The sequence below is a fragment of the Paenibacillus sp. MCAF9 genome, assembly GCF_052114265.1.
Lineage (GTDB): Bacteria > Bacillota > Bacilli > Paenibacillales > Paenibacillaceae > Pristimantibacillus.
In genome coordinates, this window is record NZ_JBFREL010000055.1 from 1 (window position 1) to 12,221 (window position 12,221).

9 protein-coding genes, 1 pseudogene and 1 riboswitch are annotated in these 12,221 nt (G+C 41.8%); all 10 genes and pseudogenes read right to left on the reverse strand.

Annotated features, from left to right (window positions below; all coding sequences use genetic code 11):
• Positions 1-137: 137 nt before the first annotated feature.
• The 10 genes and pseudogenes from AB4Z45_RS32385 to AB4Z45_RS32430 all read right to left on the reverse strand — a co-directional run bounded on the left by AB4Z45_RS32385 (position 138) and on the right by AB4Z45_RS32430 (position 11,539).
• Positions 138-1,406, reverse strand: a complete 1,269-nt coding sequence (locus AB4Z45_RS32385; RefSeq protein ID WP_441913732.1) for an amino acid permease — start codon at positions 1,404-1,406, stop codon at positions 138-140.
• Between the two features lie 154 nt (positions 1,407-1,560).
• Positions 1,561-1,749, reverse strand: a riboswitch (Lysine riboswitch).
• A 543-nt stretch (positions 1,750-2,292) separates the two neighbouring features.
• A pseudogene (locus tag AB4Z45_RS32390) lies at positions 2,293-2,460 on the reverse strand (sigma factor); the annotation flags it as partial.
• 95 nt (positions 2,461-2,555) lie between these two features.
• The gene (locus tag AB4Z45_RS32395; protein ID WP_441913734.1) at positions 2,556-3,698 is read right to left on the reverse strand and encodes a DUF6155 family protein; all 1,143 of its coding nucleotides are present in this window, start codon (positions 3,696-3,698) and stop codon (positions 2,556-2,558) included.
• Between the two features lie 332 nt (positions 3,699-4,030).
• A complete protein-coding gene (locus AB4Z45_RS32400; protein WP_441913736.1) occupies positions 4,031-4,393 on the reverse strand; it encodes a sensor histidine kinase in 363 nt (120 codons plus the stop codon).
• 13 nt (positions 4,394-4,406) lie between these two features.
• Positions 4,407-4,943, reverse strand: a complete 537-nt coding sequence (locus AB4Z45_RS32405; protein WP_441913738.1) for a histidine kinase dimerization/phospho-acceptor domain-containing protein — start codon at positions 4,941-4,943, stop codon at positions 4,407-4,409.
• 513 nt (positions 4,944-5,456) lie between these two features.
• Positions 5,457-6,623, reverse strand: coding sequence for a DUF4317 domain-containing protein (locus tag AB4Z45_RS32410; RefSeq protein WP_441913740.1), 1,167 nt, complete (start codon positions 6,621-6,623; stop codon positions 5,457-5,459).
• Between the two features lie 275 nt (positions 6,624-6,898).
• Positions 6,899-7,600 carry an RNA polymerase sporulation sigma factor SigK gene (sigK, locus tag AB4Z45_RS32415; protein ID WP_053374990.1) on the reverse strand — a complete coding sequence of 234 codons (702 nt, stop codon included), beginning with the start codon at positions 7,598-7,600 and terminating at the stop codon, positions 6,899-6,901.
• A gap of 163 nt (positions 7,601-7,763) precedes the next feature.
• Positions 7,764-8,381 carry an NUDIX hydrolase gene (locus tag AB4Z45_RS32420; RefSeq protein WP_441913742.1) on the reverse strand — a complete coding sequence of 206 codons (618 nt, stop codon included), beginning with the start codon at positions 8,379-8,381 and terminating at the stop codon, positions 7,764-7,766.
• Between the two features lie 4 nt (positions 8,382-8,385).
• Positions 8,386-9,036, reverse strand: a complete 651-nt coding sequence (locus AB4Z45_RS32425) for an HAD family hydrolase (RefSeq protein WP_441913744.1) — start codon at positions 9,034-9,036, stop codon at positions 8,386-8,388.
• Positions 9,037-9,049: 13 nt separating this feature from the next.
• The gene (locus tag AB4Z45_RS32430) at positions 9,050-11,539 is read right to left on the reverse strand and encodes an outer membrane protein assembly factor BamB family protein (protein WP_441913746.1); all 2,490 of its coding nucleotides are present in this window, start codon (positions 11,537-11,539) and stop codon (positions 9,050-9,052) included.
• Between the last annotated feature and the right edge of the window lie 682 nt (positions 11,540-12,221).

The following is a 12,221-nucleotide window of genomic DNA, read 5'->3' on the forward strand; positions in this document are numbered from 1 at the left end:
TTTTTTAAGCGGATCGTCCATCCGTTTGTTTGCTGTTCCTATTTATCAGTCTTGCATCAAAAAAATAAACGGCACAGGGCTTTTCCCATGCCGTTTCAGATTCACTTTCTATTTACGATCTTGTCTCGGAGATTAACTTAATGACATTGACCTAAAGGGAACCACTTGGCTTTATAAGGAAGTTCACTTAAATCCCGACCTTGTGCAACGAATGCCCTACGGAAACGGTAATGACTAATTGCGATTCCAAGCCATGTAATAAATCCGCACATGCCAGAAGCATTGAGCAGCCATAAATACACAACCCCATCACCGAAGAAGGAAGCTAGGAACGCAAGCATGCCGACTGCACAAGTGACCAGCAGCGCATTAATAGGAATACCGCGTTTGTTCAATTTCTCTAGGAACTTAGGTGCTTTGCCCTCTTTGGCAAGTACCCACAGTACACGTGTAGATGCATACATTCCCGAGTTACCGGCAGACAGCACCGAAGTCAAAATGACGGCATTCATAATAGCAGCCGCGAAGGCGAATCCCGCTTTTTCAAAAACAAGGGTGAACGGACTAACTGCAATATTCTCAATACCAGCTTGCATCAAGCTCGGATGTGTAAAAGGAATCAGCATACCAATTACGAAGATTGCAAAAATATAGAAAAGCAGAATACGCCAGAAGATCTGTTTAATGGCCTTCGGTACGTTCTCACGAGGGTTCTCACTTTCACCCGCTGCAATGCCGACAAGCTCGGTTCCTTGGAAGGAATAACCCGCTGCCATAAAGATACCAAGAAACGCTAGAAAACCACCATGGAACGGCCCACCGTCTAGTGTGAAATTACTGAAGCCAGTTGGCTTCGAGCCTCCCATTATACCAAATATCATAAGCACCCCAACAATCAAGAAGATGATGACAACGGCAATTTTGATCAATGCAAACCAGTATTCCGATTCACCATATCCTTTGACAGACAGTAAATTCAAACCGAAAATAATGGCAAGGAACAGGATGCTCCACAGATAAGAAGGACTATCAGGAAACCAATATTTAATAATAAGAGTTGCTGCTGCAAGCTCAGAGGCAATCGTAATCGCCCAGTTAAACCAGAAATTCCATCCCAGGGCGAATCCCAAAGAAGGATCCACGAAGCGGCTCGCATAGGTGTTAAAAGATCCCGATTCCGGCATATAGGTTGCAAGTTCTCCCAAACTAGTCATAAGGAAGTACACCATAATACCCACCGCTATATAAGCGAGAAGAGCTCCCCCTGGACCAGCTTCAGCTATTGCACTACCACTAGCAAGGAACAAGCCTGTACCAATGGAGCCTCCTAGTGCAATCATCGTGAGGTGACGAGCCTTTAGCCCGCGTTTCAACTGCTGTGGCTCAGTCGAATTGTTTGATGACATTAAAAACACTCCTTAATCATGATGTCGATCCATTGTTCTGGAGTGGGAAACAAGAAGAAACGGTGACACTGTCTTTCAGAACAAACGTTTCTTATGGTCACAAAAAAAAACGCTCACAGAGGTGAACGTTTTATATCATTCCCAACTTATCTTCTTTGAAGATAGCTCATCACAAATTTACTTATCATAAATTTGTGACAGTTCTGCACCTTCCGGCAACAGTCCCAGCCCAAATGCCCAGAGCAGCAATCAAACTTCGGCGGTAGTTCCTTTCAACAGCTTCAATGACGTTCTCTGCGTCTCCACTGATTTACTTCTAACAACCGCGACCTCTACCTCACCGTTTGATAGGATGAGGGTTGTATTCAATTTAATTTACAAGAACATTATAGCGAACATTGAGAGGGTAAACAATGGTATAAAAAGTATATTAGAATCTACAACCGAGGGAGAGTAACATAATGTGAAATAAGAGGGTGTCCCATAAACTGGACATTATTTATTTCTCGTCATAAGTCTTGCAGACATGTCGGTGGGATTTTTGCTCATCCAAGTTAACAAACCGTGTTCTCATTCGTTGCAGTTGAAGGGATTTTGTCTTTCATAGTGTCGCTATTCACGTAACTGAAAAGATAGGATATAAAATGAATAAGTGGCTAGATGAGTAGGGATTAGACGCAGATTATTGACCAAAAAAATCAATGAACAAGAAGTAAAAGAAGGGTGCACGACTTCTCGGCACCCTTTCATTAGCAACACTATACACTCTACATGTCTGGAGTATGTATACAGTAAAAAAAACCAAACGGAATCTCTGCCATTTGGTTTCTTTTATTAACATCGTACAATCAAACCCTACCTTTATCACTAGATCAGATGTAATATAAGAGCTGTCTTTCCTAGTCTTCTTTAAAGCCCGAAGGTGCATAAGTATTTCATTCTCGATACAACGAGCAGCAAATGTAGCGAGCTTCGTCCCTTTCCCGGTTTAGAAGCTCTCGATCGCTTTAATTAGACCGATTGTCCCAATGCTAATTAAGTCCTCAAGATCCTCCCAGTGTTGTTGATTTTTTAAAATTTTGCGGATAAAACCTGGTCAATTTTACATTACTTAATTAACATATAGTAAGTAATGAGACTACACTAGCTTCATACCAACTCTGAATTTAATTCACTTAGGTTGTCATAAAATCCCCATCCGGTACCTATTGAATTAGATACAACACTGTTAATGCGAGACTCATACTCTTTAAATAGCTCACCCGTTACGTCTAGATTCACCCTGTCTATAATATCAGCATATACCGATACAACACTTGAATAGAAGCGTTCGTTGATATCGCCGTATGTTACGGTAAACTCGACGCCATTTTCAACATAAATAAGCATTAGCTCAAGCGTTAACCTTTCATTTCCCGTAAACTTCTCAAATTCGGAAATCGCTTTTTTCGCTTCTTTCAGTCTCAGTTTTCCATGTCCGCTTTTCGGAAAAAACTCATTTTCAACCTTATCCCTATACTCTTGAAAAAGAGCTTTCACAGCTTCTTCGCCTATAATCCGTACGGCAAGAATCTTACCTATCTCTTTGCTGACTTCAAAGCTTGTTATAATCAACTCTCTCAGCTGATCAGGGCTCATTTGCTTCAAATGTTTGTTTAACGCCGACTTTGTAAGCTTTGCCGCCTTCGATGCTTTCGGCTTCTGGTGAGGCAATTTCGGAGATACTTTGTTCTGCTTATGGTGAAGTAAGACGTTGACTTCATCGCAAGCAAACTTTTCTGGATCATAGTCTTCCTCCAGCCACTCTATGAAATGATTGTGATCCGGATGATTTGGCATTCGGATCGCTTCCAACATATGCTGAAAGCCCCATGGACCGCCAATATCCTCAGGCGGGCAATTGCGTGCACCTCCCAAGCAAAGTGGGTATAACGATTCTTCCTTCGCACTCTCTGGGTCTACAGAATTTATTTTTACCAGTTTGATTGAATGCTCCCAGCCATCTCCAAAGTCATACATGTAGCTGATGTCCGTATTCTCAAGATAAAGATGACTGATTACCGTTTCTTTCTTTGCATTCAGAGTCTTATTTTGTTGAAAACCGTATTCCGGGTCAATCAATCCGATAATCTTTCCACTAACGTTAAAATGATATAAATGCGAATCGGTCCATCCCATTACGATTTGAATAATAGTATGTAATTGATGAAAAGTAATTTCCGGATGAAACTGAAATTTCCGCCTTATTTTCGGCTCAATTGCGTTCAATTCGATTGTACAGATATAGTTCACTACGATTTTCTCCTTTTTTGGGGATTTGTTCACTAAATTGGATTAATCCTATCTTTAAACGTTAATTAATTAGTTTATCGTTACCTCTTAATTTTTCATTGACGACAGTGTTTGTGAAGTCAACCCTATCCGCAAATCCATCATCCGATTCCCGTTTGGGGGTCCTCAAAAAGATCTAAACACAGCGTAACATTCCTCGAAATCGGTATACGACTCTTCTTATATCAAAAAGTATATCACAAACCTACATTCGAACAATCAACCAGCCACTGTTGATATGCACGTCGTCCTCGACAATTAGAATTTTGGGGTGGTTCGTGTCGTTGTACACGTCAACTCTCCTTTACGATTTTCTTAAAAGCTAAGCTTATGCAAAACTGCTCATCGTTCAGGTCAGCTTGCACATAACCATTCATTTTCTCCATCAGTGATTTCACGATAAAAAGTCCCAGTCCTGAAGATTGGTTCGTACGCGACGGATCTGCTTTGTAAAAGCGAGTAAATATGTTGTCAAGGCTCAGCAGATGATTTCGCTTCAGTACATTGGAAAAATGAAACAAAACCTCGTCCTGCTTCTCCTCATAACGAATGCTTAGAGCACCTTCACTGTGCATAAAGTAATTTTTGATCACATTCTCAAATACTCTTTCCAACGCACTTTCATTTCCCACTATAAATAGCGGTGCTTCCACCATGCAGATGTTTGGTTCATAGCCACTTCGCAAAAAAATCGTCGATAAAGGTAAACAGACGTTTATTTAACACTTTTATCACATCAACTGGCTCAAGCTCCAAGATGTAATCTGGGTTTTTCAGTTTCGAATATAGGAACAGCTCGTCAACAAGTGTAATGATCTGTTTCATTCTAGTCTGTGCCAGACTAACATACTCTGTTTTTTCTTTAAGATACTCGGATCGTTCAGCCAATTGCAGATAGCCGTCAAGTGAAGTCAGCGGGGTTCGTATATCGTGGGACAAGCTCATAATGGTCGCGTGGATTTCTTCCTTTTGTTCGCTAAAATCTTGCTTCAACTTTCGTTGATCACGAAGAATTGCATTACATAAATCGATTAACCGATGAATTTCTTTTGGCTTAATTTGTGTTTGTATCATTTTGAATGAGTGATGGTCTGATATAAAAGATAATTGGTTGCCGATATCCTTAATTTGGTTTTTGTAATATACAAGATAAACGGATTGAATGATTAAAGCAGCCAGTATGATGATTAAAACAATATAAAACATAGAATTACTTCCTTTCTGACACTTGAACCATCTCGTTCTTCTGTATTTCAACTCTCTAACTCTTGGAAATTTGTACTTGAAGAATATATTCAATAATTCATAATTATATCCTCAATAACGGTCTATTTCGACAACATTCAAATTTATACACTAGTTATTGTCTCAAGAAGGTACCATTAAGGCAATAAACCACATAATAATAGTTTATACAGTGCATGTATATCCATAGATACAAAAAAGCCCAGACAGTATACTGCCGGGCTTCAACTTGCAGGAAAATGTGGCTCTTAGCTGCTAAATTCTTATAAACAACACACAGCACTCCACATGTGTGGAGTAGACAGTGTGAACAAACTTTATACGATGAGCACCATCCCGGTGACTTATCCTCCAGCAAGACTATCTCCTCTGCTCGCTGTTGTCTTATTTTAATATTTTCATTTCCTCAAGAACACATTATGCGCCGACCTATTCAAATGCTGCAACCGCATAAACCAATACTGTCAACTGAGTCTATAACGTCTCTGTACTGAGCGTAAATCCTTCGATTACGGCATCTTCGTCGATCTCAATCAGGATGCATCGTTTCCCTTGATAATTCACCTGTCTCACATACTTTAAATCCTGCGGGCTGACCGAAATCGAGGCTACCTTTGTATCAATCTTAATCGATTTTGAAGTGAATTTCGGCATGACGCTGCTTGCCTTCATTTCATAGTTCCTATCGTCGACGATCGTTTGAAACGCGCGTTCCACTTTATCCGTCGTCACGTTCTCTATGCCACTTACTGTCAGTACACGTTCCACATCTTTATAATCCAACTTCGGGGGTTCTTCCTTATCTTCGTTGGTTTCGATTACCTGGTGGATCTCCTCGTACACCTGTGCGAGAGTGGCTACGTCGAGTTGTTCGCCCACCACTTCCTTCACGATGTCTTCGAAAATAGCCCTCTCTTCCATTGCCGTCATGGATCTTTCGGCATTTAAGACCTGTCCGATGAAGTGCGGATCTGGATAATTCGATTTTGCCGTACAATACAGAATGCGGTTCACATCGGAATAGTTATCCGTCACGCTAGGGTAGAAGAACCCGTGCTCCGGCGAACTTAACTTGATAATTGGATCTACAATGACATTGTACTTAAATTCCCTCTCCACATAATCGAACAAGAGAGTCTTCTTTTGCTTCTCCGTGGAATTCACGCTGCATAGAATGAACGGATGCGCGAACAGTTCGTCCTTCCCGCTCTCTTCAGCTTCTTCATTTCTGCCCTTGGTCGGCCGGAAATATTGTCCACGAACGAAGGTGACTACTGTATCCTGTTCATATTTGGCATCCACCAACATTTTATCCACCAACAGCAGCATCAGGTCCTTCCATTCTTCAGGATCGCCTGTCGCCAAACCTTGGTGAAGGAGCACTCGCGTCGGATCCTCTGCTTCCTCCTGAAACTTCAACTCGAACAACTTCTGATCCAATTCTCCGGTCAGCAGTTTTTTGAAATTCCCCATATACAACTCCTGCTTCTCTCTATCCACCAGAGCAAACGCCTGGCTCTCCCAATGATAGACCTCGTTGCTATCCTTCATAATATACACGTTGAGAATGTCGTTAATATTCATCATATCGTGATCCAGCTTAAATTGCTTGCGTATATGCGCGACTTCTTTCTTTATCATGATTCGTTAGACAACTCCTAAGAAGTAAATTGGTTTTATCAGTATAAACGATATAACAGCCCTTCGCTAGAAGGGCTGTTATTGTTACTTCTCTTCTTTCCGTTCCAAACCAACACCGCCACAAAATCAACATGTGTGGAATGCGTATACAGAAAAAAACCAAACGGAATCTCTATCGTTTGGTTCCTTTTATTGATGTAACATAGTTCAATCTATTCATAACTTTATTGCTACATACGATAATGTCAGATGTACTATAAGAGCTCAGGTCATTATCACCGCTTCGCCTTATAAAACTCATGATAAAGCTTCATGAGTGCTCTCTTCTCTATCCGCGACACATAGCTCCGACTAATCCCAAGCTCCTTCGCAATCTCCCGCTGCGTCCGCTCATCTCCGCCGTGCTCCAAACCAAACCGTCCAATAACAACTTCCTTCTCGCGGTCATCAAGTATATCCAAATTCTTATATATCTTCGACTTTTCAATTTTCAACTGCACCTTATCGACGATATCATCCGCTTCAGTACCGAGGATATCGATCAGTGTAATTTCATTGCCTTCCTTATCCGTTCCAATTGGATCATGAAGTGATACGTCTTTCCTAGTCTTCTTCAAAGACCGAAGGTGCATAAGTATTTCATTCTCGATACAACGAGCAGCAAATGTAGCGAGCTTCGTCCCTTTCCCGGTTTGGAAGCTCTCGATCGCTTTAATCAGACCGATTGTCCCGATCGAGATCAAATCCTCGAGATCCTCCCCAGTATTGTCGAATTTTTTCACTATGTGAGCGACAAGTCGAAGGTTATGTTCGATCAAAAGATTTCGTGAACGTTGATTACCTTCCGCCATCAGTTGCAGATGTTTAGTTTCCTCCTCCTCTTGAAGAGGCTGGGGAAAAGCATTATTTTTGACATAAGAGACAAGTAGCGAAAGCTGTTTAATAAATAGTGCTATTGCCGAAAACAATCCTGGCATGCTCAGTCACCCCCACGATGTATTACAGATGAACACTGATGTCTGTTCTCCATTATATGTGGGTAGCCGCCTAGAAGTGCATGTACGGTATTTCGACAATTGAAAATAAAGCCGCTTCATCTCAAGGTATATAAAATATTACGATCCCGATTATTGCAACAGGTCAATCCAGAATAATCTCTTTATTTGGGTTTTCCAGAAACTCAAACAATGTTTGAATCTGTTTTTTGGTGTTTCTCTCCGCAGACAGCTCAGGCAATTGATCTATCTCAAAAAAATCAACCGCGCTTGTTTCTACTCCGCCAGCGGCCTCTCCACCAACGATTTTACAAAGTATAAAAAACTTATATACATGGTAAGGCTCAGGCGGATGATCATGGAATTTTTTATCCAATACAGCGAGCAAACGAACGGGCGCAACATCAAACCCTGATTCTTCTTTGACCTCTTTCACTGCAATCTCCGAAGGTGAATAACCGATATCCGCCCAGCCTCCTGGCAAAGCCCATGCGCCATCCAGCTTCTCGCGAACAAGCAGTATTTTATTTTCCTTAAAAATCACACCACGAATATCGACCTTTGGCGTCGCATAACCAGAATCACTTGCGAAAGTTAGAGCAATTTTCTCCTCACTGACCAAAGTATAGTTCATCATAACTTCTATACTCATCTGCCGCAGCTGTTCATAACGTTCTATATCATAAACATCCTTCGTGTACGTAAGTCCCGTTTGAGCAATCGCCTGCATCTGTTTCGCCCAGTCCAACCACTTCAATTCCATCGGTCTATCCCTCTTCCTTCATGATGTCAAGAAATTCAGATACGGTTTTCAAAATAGCATCAGGCGGTATATCAAACACGCTGCTTTGGAACGTTGACAGCCATTGCACGCCATAGGTCCGTAAGCCAGCAGATTTACCTGCCACAATATCCGCATTACTGTCGCCAATAAATACGGTTTTGGATTTATCAACGCCAAGGATTTCTAACGCCTTATATATACCTTCGGGATCAGGTTTGGGCTTCACGACATCATCCCCAGTAATCACCACATCAAAGTAACTTATTAAATTCAGCGCTTCAGATGAAATCTGGAATGCTCGCCTGCTTTTTCCTGTGATGACTCCGATTTTGATCCCCTTTCCCTTCAAATGTTCTAGCAAATCAATAATAGCCTGATCCTTTTCGATGGTATCAAAATGCCCCTGCTTGTAAATCGCATAATAGTCCATAATCGCTTGTAAAATGAATTCTTCATTCCTGAAATGATTTGCAATGATCTCCTCTTCTGTCGGACCAAACATCGCTATGAGCTCTTCATTCGTAACATCTCGATTGTCATATGTTTTGAACACAGTGTTAAAAGCTTTAAACGATAATGGCAAAGTATCTGCTAAAGTCCCATCAAAATCAAATAAAACGGCATCGATTGGCATAACACACTTCCTTCTATTTTATCTTACTAAAATACCCATTCGAGGAGCCTACATAAAGCTGCCCATCAATAACCGATAAATAACCACTCAGCAGTTGATTTGGCGTAAAATCGTAATACCCAACTCGAACGTCTGAGAGTCTATTCACTGCTTCTCCAGTCGATTCATCTAACACATACATATTACCGAGACCCGGAAAGACGCCGATCAGCTTGCCGCCATAATGAACAACTGAAGCGCCATCCGTTTGCTTGCCAGGAACCCCCGATGTTGTCCAGCGCTGCTCTTCCTTTTTCAAATCAAAAGACATCGCTTTACCATTCAGGCGATAATATAACAAGCTTCCTTCTATTTTCCCGAATTCAGCTCTTCCTTCTAATGTAAATAACGGCCTGCCTGACTTAACTTCGATTAAAGAGCTTTTCACGTTTTCACTATACAAGTTATTATCAGATGACTGCTGTAGAAAGATATAATTTTCATCAATAATATCGTAACGGCTATAACCGGCAAGAGGCAGGCGAAGCCCATCCTTGCCTGTCTTGGCATCTACTAACACTAATTCATCCACCGTCCTCGTCCAAAAAGCTTTCGAACGCTCCGCATAACGAACACTATCCGTCACTTCTTGATCTGAGGCCGCTTTACGCTCCGGCTTCTTCCAGAGCACCTTTCCAGTCAACGGATCGTATGCTTGCAGCTCATTCAAAATGACAGGGCTCATGTCCTCACCAGCCTGTACAAGCAGTACGTCTTGATTGCCGACATCACGAACCAATTCTGATTCTTGAGCTAGCTCAATATTCCAAAGCTGCTTGCCTGTTCCCATACTCCACCCGATGAGATCATAAGTAAACTTTTCTTCCGTTGTGCTGACTCGCTTTGATTGAACGGCTGAGATCACGTTTTTGGATACAGCAAATGAGGTTACATCCTTACCATTGTCCAGCTTCTTTTGCCACATTTTTTGTCCGGTAGCTGTCTTTAATGTCTGAAGCGTATGAACTGGACGGTCTTCTTTCATAGAGCTTTTAAGAAACGCTATTCGTTCTTTATCTTGCGATAAACCGTAATCATGTCTTCCAAAGCCAAAATCAAACTGCCATTTCTTTCGACCCGTAGCTGAGTCAAGCGCATATATATTCGAATTATTGTGCATTCCGCTGAAACCGCCATCCTCGCCTGCGATGAGCAGAACATTACCAACCTTCTCAAGTAGAAAGTTGAATCCGAGATCGGACTTGAAGCGCCAATCCCACTGCATATGCAGCGAAGGTGCAAGAGGCCCCTGAGCACTAACACCATATTGTGGCGCAATTAGTTCGGGGGAGTCTCGGTATATCGAATACCGAAGTGTCCCCGCTTCTGACCAAGCAACGATAAGCTCATTTTGCTCACCCTCATAACGCCATAATGGAAGGGTGCGAGCTTTTTCTTCTAATGATGCTACATTTTCGGAAGACTCTTCGAACGAAGGTTCTCCGAAGATCGCCTTCACGCGAGCTTTCTCAAGACTAGGCACAAGTACACTCCGCACAGCAGCAGCTACCGCTTGTTTGCTATTTTCAATCTCAAACAAAGGCGCAGCAGCACCAGCTGACGTTACTTGATCCTTACGAATCCATAGAAGGCCATAGGATTTATCACCTTCGGTACTATCCGGTACGGCAGCTCCATACCAATCCCCATATTGCTTGTAAGCATAAAGGGTATCTCCTTCTTTCATAGTTATGGCATCACCTTGTGAATTCGGATACCACTTCGCTTTAGCACTTTCTTTTGCTTTTAACGATAGAGGTGCTATATCTTTCACTTGAGCGGCTTCTTTCGTTAAATACCACACGGGTACAAACCCGCCGTATCCCGATTCGTCCTGAATTTCGGCAAAATCATCCGATAAAGTAACGACTTTATATTTTGTCCGAGCATCTACAGAGATGGACTTAACAGCTCGTGTTCCTCCCCACCACTCATAGGCATTCGTGTTCGTATATAATGTAACTGGCTTATTCAGCTCTATCGCATTCTCTTTAGCTACAAGATTATTTTCTGATGAGGACGACGACAGCCCCTTGATGGCAGGCAGGAAGCTCCTGCGATTCCCTGAAGCATCCGTATCGTAGAACACAGCGTATAGCAGCTGCCCTTCCTTGGACCATTGAATGACGAGTTTTGATTGGCCCTCTTCATATATGTATTGATCAATGACACTCATTTCACCGTTCATCATGATGTAATTCTCTCCAGATGATGCTGGTATTCCAAAAAGCGTATGAACCTGATCTTGGGTCAGATCATCTTTTATTTCACTCTTAATCGTATCGATCGTAATCGGTATAGGAGTTACGACTTCTTCTTTTTGGGCGAGCTGCACCGCATTCGCGGGTGTTTCCTTAGCCGATACTTGATTTGATGGCATGTCGTTAATGGCATTGCCCTCACATCCAACAAGCAAGGCGAGCAGCACAACGATTGCTGTCGTTTGATATTTTTTGATCATCATAATTACAAGGCCTCCATTGCACACTAAAATCTAATGCGACCGTAGTTTGGCTTTATTTGGTAAGTATGACGACTAGAATGATGAAAAAGTTGCGTTTAGAATGATAGTTACATCATGTCTATAACATGATTCAGAGAGTTCAGACCAATGATATATCGGTACGACTTTTTTGAGAGTCTATTTGAAGTATCAGCTCTCTGATTTCACAGAAAAACATCAACTAGTGACAATCTAAGAAACTGTTGTTGTATTACCTCCTTTTTGACTTAGCTGGATGGCGATTGCAGCACCTTATACACGCAATAATAAGACTAGTTTTTAGTTCTATCTGTGCGGTTTTGGTCAATTTGAGCGAAATAGAGCTAGTTTCTAGATCTATTTCTGTAAGTTTCGCGCTTCAAAGGCAATTCGGCGGGATACACACAATAATAAGACTAGTTTTTAGTTCTATTTGAGCGGTTTTGGTCAGTTTGAGTGAAATAGAGCTAATTTCTAGTTCTATCTCTGTAAGTTTCGCGCTTTAGAGGCCATTCGGGGTCAAGTCCAAAGTTGTGTGTAAAATCCTCGAACAGAAAGCCTACTCATCAAGAGTAGGTTCTTGCGTTGTTTTTGGTTTTTTCTTACGCCATTCATGGTACACTGTCATTTCAATATATTTCTTGCCGACGGACCACTTTTCATC